The organism is Sphingobacterium puteale (assembly GCF_050986225.1).
GTDB classification, from domain to species: Bacteria; Bacteroidota; Bacteroidia; order Sphingobacteriales; family Sphingobacteriaceae; genus Sphingobacterium; species Sphingobacterium puteale.
The window spans coordinates 1,310,400-1,326,384 of sequence record NZ_CP158959.1 but is presented as its reverse complement, the minus strand read 5'-3'; the positions used below and the strand labels follow the sequence as shown (position 1 = coordinate 1,326,384).

13 protein-coding genes are annotated in these 15,985 nt (G+C 39.9%); 8 read left to right on the top strand and 5 right to left on the bottom strand.

The annotated features are described in order from the left end of the window. Window positions 1-2 precede the first annotated feature (2 nt). Window positions 3-701 carry a RadC family protein gene (radC, locus tag ABTV71_RS05500; protein WP_121126438.1) on the bottom strand — a complete coding sequence of 233 codons (699 nt, stop codon included), beginning with the start codon at window positions 699-701 and terminating at the stop codon, window positions 3-5. A gap of 163 nt (window positions 702-864) precedes the next feature. On the opposite strand from radC, the gene ABTV71_RS05495 reads away from it, so the two are divergent. Beyond that, window positions 865-1,323 (top strand): peptidylprolyl isomerase, encoded by a 459-nt coding sequence (locus ABTV71_RS05495; protein ID WP_104385786.1) that lies wholly within the window; start codon window positions 865-867, stop codon window positions 1,321-1,323. A gap of 25 nt (window positions 1,324-1,348) precedes the next feature. Next, window positions 1,349-1,753: a DUF5606 family protein gene (locus ABTV71_RS05490; RefSeq protein WP_104385787.1), complete on the top strand. Its 405-nt coding sequence runs from the start codon at window positions 1,349-1,351 to the stop codon at window positions 1,751-1,753. A gap of 94 nt (window positions 1,754-1,847) precedes the next feature. On the opposite strand, the gene murA is transcribed toward ABTV71_RS05490, so the two are convergent. From murA to guaB, 4 genes are all read right to left on the bottom strand, one after another. After that, window positions 1,848-3,173: a UDP-N-acetylglucosamine 1-carboxyvinyltransferase gene (murA, locus tag ABTV71_RS05485; RefSeq protein ID WP_121126439.1), complete on the bottom strand. Its 1,326-nt coding sequence runs from the start codon at window positions 3,171-3,173 to the stop codon at window positions 1,848-1,850. A 270-nt stretch (window positions 3,174-3,443) separates the two neighbouring features. Beyond that, window positions 3,444-4,244 carry a DUF4290 domain-containing protein gene (locus ABTV71_RS05480; RefSeq protein WP_121126440.1) on the bottom strand — a complete coding sequence of 267 codons (801 nt, stop codon included), beginning with the start codon at window positions 4,242-4,244 and terminating at the stop codon, window positions 3,444-3,446. Between the two features lie 52 nt (window positions 4,245-4,296). Next, window positions 4,297-6,576 carry an ATP-dependent helicase gene (locus ABTV71_RS05475; protein WP_121126441.1) on the bottom strand — a complete coding sequence of 760 codons (2,280 nt, stop codon included), beginning with the start codon at window positions 6,574-6,576 and terminating at the stop codon, window positions 4,297-4,299. A 141-nt stretch (window positions 6,577-6,717) separates the two neighbouring features. Continuing rightward, window positions 6,718-8,193 carry an IMP dehydrogenase gene (gene guaB, locus ABTV71_RS05470; protein ID WP_433902440.1) on the bottom strand — a complete coding sequence of 492 codons (1,476 nt, stop codon included), beginning with the start codon at window positions 8,191-8,193 and terminating at the stop codon, window positions 6,718-6,720. Window positions 8,194-8,417: 224 nt separating this feature from the next. On the opposite strand from guaB, the gene ABTV71_RS05465 reads away from it, so the two are divergent. The 6 genes from ABTV71_RS05465 (at window position 8,418) to ABTV71_RS05440 (ending at window position 15,593) form a co-directional block, all read left to right on the top strand. Then, window positions 8,418-8,894, top strand: a complete 477-nt coding sequence (locus ABTV71_RS05465) for a hypothetical protein (protein ID WP_121126443.1) — start codon at window positions 8,418-8,420, stop codon at window positions 8,892-8,894. A 257-nt stretch (window positions 8,895-9,151) separates the two neighbouring features. Then, window positions 9,152-12,139 carry a protein translocase subunit SecDF gene (gene secDF, locus ABTV71_RS05460; RefSeq protein WP_433902439.1) on the top strand — a complete coding sequence of 996 codons (2,988 nt, stop codon included), beginning with the start codon at window positions 9,152-9,154 and terminating at the stop codon, window positions 12,137-12,139. 114 nt (window positions 12,140-12,253) lie between these two features. Next, window positions 12,254-12,688 carry a MarR family winged helix-turn-helix transcriptional regulator gene (locus ABTV71_RS05455; RefSeq protein WP_121126445.1) on the top strand — a complete coding sequence of 145 codons (435 nt, stop codon included), beginning with the start codon at window positions 12,254-12,256 and terminating at the stop codon, window positions 12,686-12,688. A gap of 5 nt (window positions 12,689-12,693) precedes the next feature. Then, window positions 12,694-13,698 (top strand): NAD(P)/FAD-dependent oxidoreductase, encoded by a 1,005-nt coding sequence (locus ABTV71_RS05450; RefSeq protein WP_433902438.1) that lies wholly within the window; start codon window positions 12,694-12,696, stop codon window positions 13,696-13,698. A 2-nt stretch (window positions 13,699-13,700) separates the two neighbouring features. Continuing rightward, window positions 13,701-14,033 (top strand): 2Fe-2S iron-sulfur cluster-binding protein, encoded by a 333-nt coding sequence (locus tag ABTV71_RS05445; protein WP_121126447.1) that lies wholly within the window; start codon window positions 13,701-13,703, stop codon window positions 14,031-14,033. A 252-nt stretch (window positions 14,034-14,285) separates the two neighbouring features. Continuing rightward, window positions 14,286-15,593 (top strand): NAD(P)/FAD-dependent oxidoreductase, encoded by a 1,308-nt coding sequence (locus tag ABTV71_RS05440; RefSeq protein ID WP_121126448.1) that lies wholly within the window; start codon window positions 14,286-14,288, stop codon window positions 15,591-15,593. Window positions 15,594-15,985 lie beyond the last annotated feature (392 nt).

Below are 15,985 nucleotides of genomic sequence, written 5' to 3'. Positions count from 1 at the left end.
AGCTAATCGATTATATCTTCATCTCTGAAGCTATAATATCCATTGTCTGTAAATATCAGGTGGTCGTTTACCCTAATATCCATAATTTTTGATGCTTCGACAATTTTTTGCGTCAGAATTCTGTCAGCATTACTGGGAAGCAAAGTCCCTGAGGGATGATTGTGGATCAGGACGATCGCGTGTGCTTTTGTTGCGAGGGCATTTCTCAGAATAATCCGGACATCGACCGGTGTAAAATCATTTCCGCCACGACCAATAAGCTGTTGATCCAACAATTTGCATCCCGTATTCAGGTAGAGGGTCCAAAATTCCTCATGGGGCAAATCCTGCAGGATCGGTTTCATAAAGTCATAGACCCGCTTGCTGCTATTTAACATTTTCTTTTCCTCTACCGGAGATTCTTTCTTACGGCGCGCCAGCTCCAAGGCTGCAATAATCGATATGGCCTTGGCGTCACCGATGCCTTTATATCGACTCAATTCATTGACCTCCATCTTGGAAAGTGTATCCAGGCTATTGTTGGCATCTGCTAAAATACGCCGGCAAAGTCCTACCGCACTTTCCTCCATTGAACCAGATCCAATCAGAATCGCCAATAGCTCCGCATCGGAAAGGGCCCTTCGTCCCTGATTCAATAATTTCTCGCGGGGACGGTCCGCCTCGGACCACTCCCTGATAACTAATTTATGTAGATTTGACATTGTTAAAACTATAACCGGCTAGCTAACATAAATATATAAAATATTTCGCATTTTTTTCCGGTCGTATTGCTACAAATAACGCGATTTTGAAAAATGGAGATTGGGATTTACTTCGCATTTCACTCTGAAACATTATCTTTGTATTTCATAAAAATTTTTGAACATGAGTAAAGCGATTATTAAAACAGAAAAAGGCGACATGACTGTGCAATTCTACACAGCTGATGCTCCAAATACAGTAGCAAATTTTATTAAACTTGCTAAATCAGGATATTATGATGGATTGGCTTTCCACCGTGTTATTCCTGATTTTGTTATTCAAGGTGGCTGCCCAAATTCACGTGAAGGTGCTGCAGGTATCCCCGGAACAGGTGGTCCCGGTTATAAAATCGATTGTGAATTAACTGGTGAAAATCAATACCATGACAGAGGTGTATTGTCAATGGCTCACGCTGGTCGCAATACAGGAGGTTCTCAATTTTTCATTTGCCACAGCCGCAATAACACTGCCCACTTGGACCGCAACCATACTTGTTTCGGAAAAGTAATCGAGAATGTTGATGTAGTAGACGATATCAGACAAGGAGACCGTATTTTATCAATTGAAGTAATCGAAGATTAATTCTTGGAGATTTAAAAAAATTAAGATGAATTTAAGAGCATTAGTATCTGTAACTGGTAAGCCAGGATTGTTCAAATTGGTTGGACAAAACAAAGGTGGTTTTATTTTAGAAACCCTTGATCAAGCAAAAATTAAGACTGTGGTAAGTTTATCTTCGACAAAAATGGCAACATTGGAAGATATTACCATTTATGGTGACGAAGAGGAAATCCGTCTTTTGGATATCTTCGAAACCATTAAAGAAAAAGGTTTAACATTACCTGACACGAAATCAGATGGTGCTACATTGCGGGATTTTTTCCGTGAAGTTGCTCCTGGCCATGATGAATCTCGTGTATATACATCAGATATCAAGAAGGTAATCACTTGGTACAACATTATCAAGGAATTCCCATTATTTGAAGAAGAAGCACCAGCTCCTTTGGTATAGTCCGGATAGCCGGATAAGAAAAGCCCCGGAACAAGTTCCGGGGCTTTTTTAGCTTTTCACAATAATCTTTTATGCGTGCTATACAAATATTTGACTAGTGGCCTTTGGGTTCGACGTCCACACGTTTGATATCTGCACCTAGCTTGCGTAAGCGTTCCTCGATGTCTTGATATCCACGCTCGATCTGTTCGATATTGTGGATCACGGACTTTCCTTTCGCAGATAAAGCCGCAATCAATAGAGATACTCCCGCACGAATATCAGGAGATGTCATTTCGATACCTCTCAAAGGATGGGATTTATTCATTCCGATTACGGTCGCGCGGTGCGGATCACACAAAATGATCTGTGCCCCCATATCTATTAATTTATCGACAAAGAACAATCTGCTTTCAAACATCTTTTGGTGAATCAATACATTCCCTTTCGCCTGCGTTGCGACCACCAAAATGATACTCAATAGATCTGGTGTAAATCCGGGCCATGGGGCATCTGAGATTGTTAAGATAGAACCATCAATAAAGGTATCAATTTCGTAAGAATCCTGTGCTGGAATAAATATATCGTCCCCTCTCAATTCAAATTGAATACCCAAACGGGAAAATACCGAAGGTATTATGCCCAATTCCTGAAAACAGACATCTTTAATCGTAATTTCTGAACCTGTCATTGCCGCCAAACCTATAAAAGAACCGATCTCAATCATATCAGGCAACATACGATGCGATGTTCCGCCAAGACGTTGTACCCCTTCTATGGTCAGCAAATTAGATCCGATACCCGATATCTTAGCCCCCATACGATTCAACATTTTACAGAGTTGTTGCAGATAAGGTTCACAGGCCGCATTATAAATTGTTGTTGTTCCTTTGGCCAATACAGCAGCCATAACTATATTTGCCGTACCGGTTACGGACGCTTCATCCAATAAAATATAATTACCTTTTAATTCGGTAGCATCTACGTTAAAGAAGTGTGTGGATGCGTCATAGACAAATTTGGCGCCTAGTTTTTCAAAACCCAGAAAGTGTGTATCGAGACGTCTGCGCCCGATTTTATCACCTCCCGGTTTTGGAATGGCAGCTTTGCCAAAGCGAGCCAATAATGGTCCTACAATCATGATCGAACCACGTAAGCCCCCACCCTTTTCCTTAAACTCTGCCGATTGGAAATAATCTATATTAATGTCTTTGGCTTCAAAAACGTAAGTATCCTTATCTATACGATCAATTTTAACACCCAATGCAGCCAACAGATCGATTAACTTATTGACATCTTTAATATCCGGAATATTACTGATGGTCATGGGTTCTTCAGTCAGTAAAACTGCTGACAGAATCTGTAAAGCTTCATTTTTTGCTCCTTGTGGAATAATCTCTCCCTTTAACGGTTTTCCACCGATTATTTCAAATGCATTCATTTATATAACTGATATCTTCTTATTACAACAAAACCCGAGGTATAATTTAGTTTCCTGATGTCACTAAATGAAAATCCGGACTTCTTAAAATCAACAAAATTGTATTGAAAAAAGTTTATGGAATTTTCCAATGCACAGATTCGGTTCAGTCAGATCCTATTGACCGGAACTGATAAACAAATCCATTCCATAAATAAAGAAGGCAATTGTAAAGAAATATATGAATCACTTCGCAATTGCCCGCTACTTATAAATTAAAAACTTAAAGAACTAGCCTCTTTTATTATTATTGTAATTATTCTGAGGTTTTCTATTTCTATTGTTGTTATTGTTATTGCTGCCACCAAAATTGTTCCGCTTCATGTTGTTATTGTTGTTTGACATACGAGGCTTGCCACTGCCACCGCCGCCTTTCGACTGATAACCTGAAGAGTTGTTATTGTTGCTGTTGCTATTATTATTGTTCCCGTTTGAATTGCCTGTTGTAGGGCCTTTTACACGGTTTCCCGGAGGCGGAGTTTTAAAATCAAGTTTAGTCAATACCGTACCTTCGGGTAAAGTCAATTGGTAGCCAGACAATTCCTTCAGATCCTGAATAATCAATTCATCGGATACGGAATCCTTGTTCCAGGTGACATAGGCCATTTTCATAAAGTTGGCGATACCAATCACCATCTGCTCCCGTTTAGACTCATCGGTCACCTTCAAGGCCTTATCAATCATTTTCTCCACCGTAAATCCATAGTGTTTGAATTTGATGGAATGTTGCGGATAGCCCAAATGTTCAACCTCATGCTTCACACTTTTTGCAGTAGCGATTGGATATGGTGAGTCAATATCAAGCTTAAAATCCGAGATAATCTGTAGGTGATCCCAAAGTTTATGCTTAAAATCTGAAACGTCTCTTAAGTGTGGATTCAACACCCCCATCATGTCGATCACGATTTGGGCATGTTTATTTCTTTCTTCCTTTGTGGGTAAAGTACAAATGTAATCTACCATATTTTGCACGTTGCGGCCATATTCTGCAAGGATCAATTTTGGCCTAGTGCTGTTGTAGTCAAAGTTCATATAGCTAATATAAGTACCTATTAAACGGTTAAGATCTCGTTTTGGTATTTTATTATTGAATTATTCTAAGTTTTGCAAATTTAAGCAACAATTGTTTCTGTCCCAACTCCTTAAAGAAAATAGTTGCTTTTATATCTCCTTTATTTCCTTCTAGGTTGACAACTTTACCAAATCCAAAGCGTTCATGTTCAACTTCCATGCCGACCTGAAGATTTGATGTATCAGAAGGAGCAAAACCCGCAGTAGGTTTGTGGGCTTTGGGCAGTATAGACGTTGTTTTAACCATTGGCTTGGGCTTAGGTTTCGAAAACACATCATCACTGTCCTTTTGTTGCCACGCAACTCGTTCGCCTTGAAAACTCCCGGCTGAGGCGGAAGTTTGTCGGGGTTTAAAATCCAATGCAAGACAAGCAGGATTCAGTTCATCCAAGAAACGACTGGGTTCGCAGTTATTCAACGTCCCCCAACGATATCGCGAAGTAGCATACGAAAGTAGTAATTTTTTTTCAGCTCTGGTAACAGCAACGTAAAAAAGTCTTCGTTCTTCCTCTAATTCTGTTCTGGAATTCAATGACAACTGAGACGGAAACAAGTTTTCTTCAAGACCTACAATAAATACAATTGGAAACTCAAGTCCTTTTGAAGAGTGTATTGTCATTAACGAAACCGTATCTGCATTTGGATCTTTATCGTTGTCATCATTGGTCAACAAAGCAATATCCTGCATGTATATATCAAGACCACGGTCTTCAATATCCTCGCGTTCCGAAAACTCCTTAATACCGTTAAGTAGCTCCTGAATATTTTCATAACGCGCTAATCCTTCGACAGATTTATCTTCGTATAGTTCTTTCAATATACCACAGTGCTGTGCGATATGCATAGCGGTATCAAATGCGTTGTTATTTTTAGCCAATGCCTGAAAACTCTGTATCATCTGTGCGAAACCTCCCACGGAAGTCGCACTGCGACCGTCCAGAAAATGTGCCGCATTGGCTACCACATCCCAAATGCGATATTGGTTTTGATCGGCAGCAATCATAATCTTCTCTATGGTTGTATCTCCGATTCCCCGACGTGGGTAGTTAATAACCCGTTTCAATGCTTCCTCATCATTGGGATTGAAGGTAAGACGGAAATAAGCGATCAGGTCTTTAATTTCCTTCCGTTGGTAGAAAGACGTTCCACCATAGATCTTATAAGGTATATTGATCTTGCGCAGGGCTTCTTCCATCGCCCGTGATTGCGCATTGGTCCGATAAAGAATAGCAAAATCTTTGTAATTAAGTCCTTTCAGGGATTTCTCTTCAATAATCTGATCTGCAACGATTTTCCCTTCTTCATTATCGGAAAAAGCACGTGAAACCTTAATTTTTTCACCTTCTTCATTATCCGAAAAAACATTCTTTTCCAGCTGGTTCTGATTATTGGCGATCACCGAATTTGCCGCATTGACAATCATTTTGGTGGATCTGTAATTCTGCTCCAATTTAAAGATCTTGACATCCGGATAATCTTTCTGGAAGTTCAGGATATTCTGAATATTAGCCCCCCTGAAGGCATATATTGACTGCGCATCATCACCAACGACACATATATTTTCATTTACGGCGGCTAATCGTTTGACGATTAGGTATTGCGAAAAGTTGGTATCCTGATACTCATCAACCATCAGGTAGCGAAATTGATGCTGGTATTTGTGCAATACCTCCGGATGTTTGTTCAATAAAACATTTGTCTTGAACAGGAGATCATCAAAATCCATGGCACCCGCGCGATAACAGCGCTGTGCGTAGGTCATATAAATCTGCCCCAGCTGCCCTCGTCCATTCGAAATATCTTCAGCTAATATAGCTTCATTTTTATTGTACTCCTGTGGCGAGATCAAGTTATTCTTGGCTTGGGATATCCGGCCATAGACATGATTGACATTGTATAATTTGTCATCCAGGTTCATTTCCTTTAGGATGGCACGCAGCAGACTTTTGGTATCATCTGTATCGTAGATGGTAAAATTTCGGGGGTATCCGATCAGTTCAGCTTCTACCCGAAGTATCTTTGCGAAAACGGAGTGGAATGTCCCCATCCAAATATTTTTCGCTTCGCTTCCTACGACAGAAACAATACGCGCGCGCATCTCTTTGGCCGCTTTATTCGTAAATGTCAATACCAAAATATTGAATGGATCAACGCCTTTTTGAATCAAGTGTGCTACACGGAACGTAATTACCCGTGTTTTTCCTGAACCAGCTCCTGCAACAATCATGACAGGGCCCTCTGTTTGCTCTACGGCTCCTCGTTGTGAAGGGTTTAAACCCGCTAAATAATCCAAATTAACTCCTTAAATTTTAAAACCTGAGAATAGGGTATAAAAGTACAAATTTCCTATCGATCACTAAGGCAATCAAGCCAATATTTTTGCATAAAAAAATCCGACAATTTAAAATCGTCGGATTTTTATAGTGTCACTTGTTTAGCCTCTGCTATTATAGTTTGGCGCCTCTTTTGTAATAGAGATATTATGTGGATGAGACTCTCTCAAGCCAGCGCCTGTAATGCGAACAAATTGCGCCTGCTGTAGCTTCTCGATTGTTGCAGCACCACAATAGCCCATTGAAGCACGCAAGCCACCGATATACTGATAGACGACTTCAGCCAATGTACCTTTGTAAGGAACACGTCCGACGATACCTTCCGGAACCAACTTTTTGATATCATCCTCCACATCCTGGAAATAACGATCTTTGGAACCTTTTTCCATTGCTTCGATCGATCCCATACCACGGTACGATTTAAATTTACGACCTTCGTAAATGATTGTCTCGCCCGGAGCCTCTTCTACTCCCGCAAATAAAGAACCCGCCATAATCGTGCTTGCTCCAGCAGCAATAGCCTTTGCTATATCACCTGTTTGTTTGATACCACCATCGGCGATCAATGGTACTCCCGTTCCTTTAAGTGCTTTAGCAACTTCATATACAGCGTAAAGCTGAGGGACGCCGACACCTGCGATAATACGTGTTGTGCAGATCGAACCGGGTCCGATACCTACTTTTACGGCATCAGCACCAGCTTCAGCCAACGCTGTTGCAGCTGCACCTGTTGCGATATTCCCTACGATCACCTGTAGTTCCGGAAACTTGGATTTTACCAATTTCAATTTATCGATTACACCTTTAGAATGCCCATGTGCAGTATCAATGGTCACCACGTCCACACCGGCTTTTACCAAAGCTTCAACCCTGTCCAAGGTATCTGGCGTAACACCTACTGCAGCACCTACTAACAAACGGCCGTGGCTATCTTTGGCAGCATTGGGATAATGTTTATATTTTTGTATATCCTTAAAGGTGATCAAACCCTTCAAGATGCCTTCATTATTGACAACTGGAAGTTTCTCTATTTTTTCGTTCTGAAGGATTTCCTCTGCTTTGACCAAATCCGTCCCTTCAGGAGCTACGACAAGATTATCTTTTGTCATTAACTCATTGATCGGACGAGTCATATCTTTCTGAAAACGAAGGTCACGATTGGTCACGATACCCACCAATTGTCCTTTTTCATTCACTACTGGAATTCCCCCGATCTTATGTTCCTTCATAATATTAAAGGCATCTCCAACATTAGCAGACGCTAATAGTGTTACCGGATCTTGGATCATACCACTCTCAGAACGCTTTACTTTGCGCACCTCAGCGGCTTGTTCTGCAATCGTCATGTTCTTATGTAACATACCAATACCGCCCGCTTGTGCGATCGCAATTGCTAAATCAGCACCAGTTACCGTATCCATTGCAGCAGAAACCAATGGAATATTTAATTTGATTTTTTTTGTCAGCGAGGTACTCGTATCGACGTCACGTGGTAAAATTTCAGAATAAGCTGGAATTAATAAGACGTCATCGTAAGTGAGACCTTCTGCTACGAATTTTTGTGGATCTAATTGCATGGCAAATATGTATTGGGTTTTCTATTTGCCAGGCAAATCTAAGAAAAATAAGCAATATTAAAAAATAAAATATACAAATTACAATCTTAAGACAAATTAGAACGATTATGAATTGATGCAATTAGCCCTTCCAACGGATTGCCTCTTTTTTTTGGCAAGCTATTTGCTTTTATGTAACACGAAAAGTAATTTTTAATTAATGAAAATATAAAGTAAAGATAATTATGAAAAAGACATTACTCTCATTAGCTGCTGTTGCAGCATTAGCATTTGGAGCACAAGAAGCGAAAGCTCAATCTCCACAACGTGCCGCTATCGGTGTTGTTTTTGACGGAACAGGTGGTGATCTTTGGGGTGTTCAATACAAGCAATCTTTTGGCGGAACAAATAATGGTCAAGCGCAAGTGATGTTTGATGACAACGTTGTTGCTGTAGGTGCGGACTATCAATACGCTAGACCGTTCCGTGGTGTAAACGGATTAGGATGGTATGCAGGTATTGGTGCGCAGCTGACATTTCTTGACGCTGGAAATGATGATATGACTCTTGTTGGCTTAAGACCGCAATTGGGTTTGGAATTTAAAATCCCTGCTGCTCCTATCGGATTTCACGCAGACTGGAAACCAGACTGGAGATTAAATCACGGTAATGATTTCGACGCTTCAACTTTCACTTTCGGTATTAAATATACATTGAGATAGTAGAAAAAAAAAGAAAAAAAAGGCTCTGTTCAAGTTTGAACAGAGCCTTTTTTTGTAAAATAAATCCATTAAGTATTTCTTTTTTTCAGCAATTCTTCTAATTTTATGCCTTTGACCTAAATGGCATAAATAAAGCTTTTCATTCTACAAAAATTTTATACCTTTGCCATTCTTGGTAAAGTGTGATTAAACAAGAACTAATTATCAATTACATAAACAGTATTTAACATTAAAATTAATACAATTAATAACAGACGATGCAAGGTAAAGGGCTGATTAAACTTTTAGTGATAGTGGTGTCATTAGCGTGTCTATACTCCCTATCATTTACTTGGGTGACCCGCAAGGTGGAGCAGGATGCTGAGAAATTTGCCAAAGGAGATTTGGCAAAAGAGAAGAGCTATCTAGACTCCATGGCAGGTGAAGTAGTGTACAATTTAGGTTTTGCGAAATACACCTATCGGGAAGCAAAAGCAAATGAACTGGCTTTAGGATTGGATTTGAAAGGTGGTATGAACGTTACCATGGAGATCTCATTGGATGAGTTGATCCGTAATCTGGCCAACAATCCAAAAGATGAGAAATTCAACAAAGCGTTGGAACAAGCGGTAGCAAAAAGCAAAACCAGTCAAAAAACGGTCGTTGCTTTATTCATGGAAGAGTACAAATCCATTGGAGCTTCTACCCCACTTTCAACATTCTTTTCGACAAAAGACAACGCTTCTTTGATTAAACCAGGTGATTCTGACTCAAAAGTGGAATCATTCCTTCAAAAAGAAGCCGACAACGCCATTCAAAATTCGTACAAAGTACTACGTACACGTATTGATAAATTCGGTGTTGCTTCGCCAAACATCCAGATTCAACAGGGGACAAACCGTATCTTAGTTGAGCTCCCTGGTGTAAAAGACGAAAGCCGTGTCCGTAACCTACTTCAAGGTTCGGCTAAATTGGAGTTCTACGAAACTTTCACCAATCAAGAAGTTTATCCGTTATTAGAGAATATTGACCGAACATTAGCAACTACTTTAAAAGCTGCTCCGACTGCGACCAACAATGTTACTGCTGACACAACGAAAAAGTCTGACGATTTATTATCTAACTTAACCGGTGGTCAAAACGACAGTAAAGCGAAAAAAGACAGTGCGGCACTTAATCTAGGTCAGAAAAGACCATTGTTTGATTTATTAAAACCTAGTGCTTATTTAAATGAAAACCAACAACCTACATTGGCCCCAGGTCCAATGGTCGGTATTGCTTCATTAAAAGATACAGCCAAAGTAAACGCTTATTTGCAACGTCCAGAAGTAAAATCAATCCTTCCGGGCAACTTAAAGCTTTTATGGGCTGTAAAACCAGAGCAAAAAACACCAGAGCAACTTTCCTTATATGCCATCAAAGCCGTAGGGGCAGATAATGGTGCTGTATTGACAGGTGACGTCATCACTGATGCCAATGCAAACTTTGATGAAAAAAACCAACCTGTTGTTGGTATGCAAATGAATAATGAAGGTGCTCGCGAATGGAAGAAAATCACGGCAAAAGCTGCTCAGAACAGAGATGCCATTGCAATTGTCTTAGATAATGTAGTTTATTCCGCGCCATCTGTTAATGGTGAAATTCCAAACGGAAGCTCATCGATCTCTGGATCCTTTACTGTTGAGGATACAAAAGATTTAGCAAACGTATTGAAAGCTGGTCGTCTTCCGACTACAGCCAAAATCGTTGAAGAAGCAGTTGTCGGTCCTACGTTGGGACAAGCAGCGATTGATGCAGGTATCAACTCAGCGGTAATCGGTATTATCGTTGTGATGATCTTCATGATTGCGTACTACAACACTGCAGGTATTGTGGCTAACATTGCTGTGTTGTTGAACGTATTCATTATCATGGGGGTATTAGCCTCACTCAATGCCGTACTGACTTTACCCGGTATTGCCGGTATCGTATTGACAATGGGTACTGCCGTCGATGCTAACGTACTGATCTATGAACGTATCCGTGAGGAATTGGGCTTAGGAAAATCAGTTCGTCAGGCGGTTGCTGATGGTTATAAACATGCTTTACCTTCAATCTTAGATTCACAGATTACGACATTCCTAATTGGTATCATCTTATTCTTATTTGGTAGTGGTCCAATTTTAGGTTTCGCAACTACATTGATGGTGGGTATTATCACATCATTGTTTACAGCAATACTTGTAACACGTGTTATTTTTGAATGGATGCTGGAAAAAGATATTAAAATTAAAGTATCTTTCCCTTGGTCTGCAAATACCTTGCATAATGCAAACTTCAAATTTGTTCAAAAACGTAAAGTATTCTATGCGATCTCTGTTGTAGCAGTATTAATTTCTGCAGCTTCAATTTTCTCAAAAGGCTTCAGTTTAGGTGTGGATTTCCAAGGTGGACGTACTTATACTGTTCGTTTCGATAAACCAGTTGATCCGGAAGCGGTTCGTACCAGTTTGGACGATATTTTCCAAAAAACAACAGAAGTAAAAGTATTTGGTGCATCCAACCAACTTCGTGTGACGACAACATATCATATTGAAGAAACTTCCGATGCGGCCGATAAAGAAGTATTGGATAAATTAAATCAAGGACTAGCTAAGGTAGATGCCTCCAATAAACATGAGATCCTGTCTTCACAAAAAGTAGGACCTAGTATCGCATCAGACATCAAGTCAAGAGCGACCAGTTCAGCAATTTTCTCCATTATCATCGTAGCGGCTTACATCTTAATCCGTTTCCACAAATGGGAATACTCGGTGGGTGCAGCTATTGCAACCATCCACGATGCGATTATTCTATTGGGCTTATTCTCCATATTAGATGGTATTGTGCCATTCTCATTGGACATTGACCAACACTTTGTGGCGGCCATCTTAACGGTAATCGCATACTCGGTAAATGATACCGTGGTTGTATTTGACCGCTTGAGAGAGTTCGTATCAAAACCTAATGCACATAATGAAGATCTTGGCGAGGTTGTAAATCACGCAATCAACTCTACATTAAGTAGAACAATCATTACTTCATTGACGATCATTTTCGTTCTTGCGGTCTTGTTCATCTTTGGTGGTGAAGTTATCCGTGGATTCTCGTTCGCGATCTTGATCGGTGTTATTGTAGGTACCTATTCTTCCATTATCCTGGCTGCGCCTTCTGTATACGACTTACGTAAAGGAAAGCATCTAGCTGAAGGTAATGCTGCAAAAAAAGCTGAAGTAGTAAGACCATAATAAGCTTTGAAATATCATAAGAGGGCGTTCAATTTTTTGAACGCCTTTTTTATTGCATTCAGATTACTTGTTGTACTAAATATTTTAAATATATTTGTCATACTAAATATTTGTATGCTAAACGAAAAATTCGACCGTTATTCCTTCATCCTGGATCAAACCGCCAAGAAGGTAAAACAATTTGCACAATCTTCTTTTACGGAAAAGGGATTTGACATTACAGTAGATCAATGGGCTGTCTTAAAGGCGCTATACGAAAACGAACAGCTATCGCAGAAAGAATTGGCCAAACGATGCGGCAAAGACCAGCCCACATTGACCCGTATCGTGGATATCCTGCTTAAGAAAGGTCTGGCTGAGCGTTTCATTGATGAGACAGATCGCCGGAGCCTTTATCTCCATTTGACTGAAGAAGGAAAACTTAAGGTTGCATCCCTATCCCCTATCGTTGCAGAAATCCGGATGAAAGCTTGGGAGAAACTTACGGAAAAAGATTTCGAGGATTTTACAAGAATATTAAACACGATCTATCACAATTTAAATGCATAATAGCTATGATAAATACTGACATCTGTATCATCGGTGCTGGACCAGTAGGATTGTTTGCTGTATTCGAAGCTGGACTTCTAAAAATGAGGTGCCATTTGATTGACGTTTTACCTCAGGTTGGCGGACAGTTGTCCGAAATATATCCACACAAACCGATTTATGATATACCTGGCTACCCGAGCATCACCGCACAGGAACTTATTAATAATCAACTTGAGCAGATAAAACCTTTTGCCCCTAGTTTCACATTAGGCGAGCGTGTCGAACATATCGAACGGCAGGATGATGGTTCCTTTATCCTCTCCACGGGCGATCAAACAAAAGTTCATGCGCAAGTGATTGTCATTGCAGGGGGATTGGGCTGCTTTGAACCTCGTAAGCCTGAAATTCAAAACCTGCATCTCTATGAAGGTAACGGTGTGGATTATATGGTAAAAGATCCTACAAAATACAAGGACAAACGGATCGTTATTGCCGGTGGAGGTGATTCTGCACTGGATTGGACTTATCATTTGGCTGATATTGCCCAGCAAGTTACACTTATTCACCGGAGCGACTCTTTCCGCGGCGCCCCCGATTCCGCGGAAAAAGTCTTTAAATTGGCACAAGAAGGTAAAATCAATTTATTTTTATCCCATAATTTAAGTAATCTACAAGGTAACGGAAGCCTTACGGCCATTGAAACCGTAAGTAAGGAAAAAGAAACAATTGCGGTCGAAGCGGATTATTTTATTCCGTTATATGGCCTGACACCCAAGCTTGGTCCAATTGCTGACTGGGGGCTAAATATTGATAAAAATGCGATTGAAGTCAATACCTTTGATTACTCGACCAATGTCGAACGCATCTATGCCATTGGTGATATCAACACTTATCCGGGCAAGCTCAAACTCATCCTATGCGGATACCATGAGGCGGCCTTAATGTGCCAAAGTGCTTTTAAGTTTGTTTATCCGGATCAAAAATTAACCTTTAAATATACAACCGTTAATGGTATAAATACATTTTAACCATGGAAGATAATTTGATCCAAGTAACCGTTATCGATCGTGACGGTACAGAAAATACAATAGACGTTCCGACAGATATCAACCTTTCCCTAATGGAAATTCTGAAAGCATCTGAATACGATATACTGGCCTCCTGCGGCGGCATGGCGCTATGTGCCACATGCCATGTCGAAGTCCTTGAGGGGCTGGATAATCTTCCGGAAGCCAACGATCAGGAATTGGATATGCTGGACACCTTACCTGATGCAGACGAACAAAGCCGGCTCGCCTGTCAGCTGCACCTCCATCCGAATAACAATGGCATGAAAATCAAGCTGAAAGGTTCGTTGCAATAACCAAGTCATTGTGTATAAAATACACAATGACTTGGTTATCTGTGCAAGTTTTTTTTATACGCCTTTACGGGCCATAAAAGACTTAAAACCAAAACACTACAAAATATTTTATTAAAAGAATTGACCTCGTAACGATAAATTTCACAACGTATTGCCATAATAAATAAATATTTTTTAGCTTTTTGGTTCAAAATTTAAGATATTTGCAGCTTAATTCGATTGTACGAATTTTTACAACAAACTATTAAAAATATGCCAAGCAATAGTTCAAATAGAAAATTCCCAAGAGTAATCATTATTGGTGCTGGATTTGGAGGAATTGAAGTTGCTAAAAAGCTTAAAAATAAGGAGGTTGAAGTTCTCTTATTAGATAGAAACAACTTTCACACTTTTCAACCATTAATGTACCAAGTTGCTACGGGTACTCTTTCGGCGGACTCTATCTCCTTCCCTGTTCGCAAAATGTTCAAAAATCAGGATAACTTCCATTTTAGACTTGCCGACGTCAAAAGCATCGATAACGAGGCTAAAATTGTTAAGACTGATATTGGAGATTTCGACTACGATTATCTGGTTGTCGCCACTGGTGCAACGACAAATTTTTTCGGCAATCAGCAGATCACCAAATATGCTTTGCCGATGAAAAATATTCAGGAGGCCCTTAATATTCGGAGCTACGTTCTTCAAAATCTTGAAGAAGCGGTAATGATCCCTAATCCTGAAGACCGCAAGCCTAACCTGAACTTTGTGATCGTGGGTGGTGGTCCTACCGGAGTAGAGCTTTCTGGTGCTATTGCGGAAATTAAGAATAATGTGCTGGAAAAAGACTATCCTGAATTGAAGAAATCAGAAATGTCTGTTTACCTGGTGGAAGGTCTACCAAAAGTTTTGGCCAATCTCTCGGAGAAAGCATCAAAAAATTCGGAGAAATATTTAAAAGATCTTGGTGTTGAAGTACTATTGAACGTACAGGTAACCGGATATGACGGTAACTCCATTACTTTCGCCGATGGCAGAAGCATCGAAACAAAAACAGTCATCTGGGGTGCAGGTGTTGCAGGTCAATATCCCGATGGATTCAAAAAGGAAGTTATCCAGCGTGGTAACCGTATACAGACAGATGATCAATGTCGTGTTATTGACATGCCGGGGGTTTATGCCATCGGTGACGTATCTGCATTTATTACAGATGACCTACCTCGTGGTTTACCGGGTGTTGCTCCAGTAGCACAACAGCAGGGAGGATATGTGGCAAAACACATCCTTCAGACAATGTCCAATCAACCCACGGAAAAATTCAGCTATTTTGACAAGGGTTCAATGGCCACAGTAGGGCGTAACAAGGCTGTCGTTGACATGGGCAAAATTCACTTCAGCGGCTTCTTCGGATGGATGACCTGGATGTTCGTCCACTTGATGTCCATTTATGGATTTAGAAATAAGTTGATCACATTTGTAAATTGGTCGGTGAAGTTTTTCACAAAAAACAGTGGCGTCCGCTTAATCTTCCATAAGTATAATGAGCCTAAACCGGAAGAGCAAGCTAAAACGATCCAATAAATTCGATCACCAAATCATTATAAAAAGCAGCATAACCTTGCTTTTTAGTCAAAGAAGAATGCCATTATTTTCAATAAGAATAATGGCATTCTTCTTTTCTCTCCACCTCTAAAAACGATCGAAAGCTGATCAAAAAAAAATTATTCAATAAAAAAATTGACGGCCAATTTCATATAGTTGTCAAAGCTACTATCTAGAGAACATCAGCACTTATTTAGATGGCAAATATTTCAAAGACACATTTTTAATTCACATTTCGTATTGCATCCAATAAAAAATAAGTTAGCACAAGAAGTAACAATTGTAGATTATATTCGTTAAATTTAGAAACGGTTTTTTCCAGATAGAATTTACTTGCAGAATATAGTTTTTTTTGATGTATAACCTCAAAA

What these genes read in the sequence shown, in the direction of transcription:
- murA (WP_121126439.1), bottom strand. Translation starts at nt 3,173, where the DNA reads ATGAATGCATTTGAAATAATCGGTGGAAAACCGTTAAAGGGAGAGATT.
- ABTV71_RS05495 (WP_104385786.1), top strand. Translation starts at nt 865, where the DNA reads ATGAGTAAAGCGATTATTAAAACAGAAAAAGGCGACATGACTGTGCAA.
- guaB (WP_433902440.1), bottom strand. Translation starts at nt 8,193, where the DNA reads ATGCAATTAGATCCACAAAAATTCGTAGCAGAAGGTCTCACTTACGAT.
- ABTV71_RS05465 (WP_121126443.1), top strand. Translation starts at nt 8,418, where the DNA reads ATGAAAAAGACATTACTCTCATTAGCTGCTGTTGCAGCATTAGCATTT.
- ABTV71_RS05450 (WP_433902438.1), top strand. Translation starts at nt 12,694, where the DNA reads ATGATAAATACTGACATCTGTATCATCGGTGCTGGACCAGTAGGATTG.
- ABTV71_RS05440 (WP_121126448.1), top strand. Translation starts at nt 14,286, where the DNA reads ATGCCAAGCAATAGTTCAAATAGAAAATTCCCAAGAGTAATCATTATT.
- radC (WP_121126438.1), bottom strand. Translation starts at nt 701, where the DNA reads ATGTCAAATCTACATAAATTAGTTATCAGGGAGTGGTCCGAGGCGGAC.
- ABTV71_RS05455 (WP_121126445.1), top strand. Translation starts at nt 12,254, where the DNA reads ATGCTAAACGAAAAATTCGACCGTTATTCCTTCATCCTGGATCAAACC.
- ABTV71_RS05480 (WP_121126440.1), bottom strand. Translation starts at nt 4,244, where the DNA reads ATGAACTTTGACTACAACAGCACTAGGCCAAAATTGATCCTTGCAGAA.
- ABTV71_RS05490 (WP_104385787.1), top strand. Translation starts at nt 1,349, where the DNA reads ATGAATTTAAGAGCATTAGTATCTGTAACTGGTAAGCCAGGATTGTTC.
- ABTV71_RS05445 (WP_121126447.1), top strand. Translation starts at nt 13,701, where the DNA reads ATGGAAGATAATTTGATCCAAGTAACCGTTATCGATCGTGACGGTACA.
- secDF (WP_433902439.1), top strand. Translation starts at nt 9,152, where the DNA reads ATGCAAGGTAAAGGGCTGATTAAACTTTTAGTGATAGTGGTGTCATTA.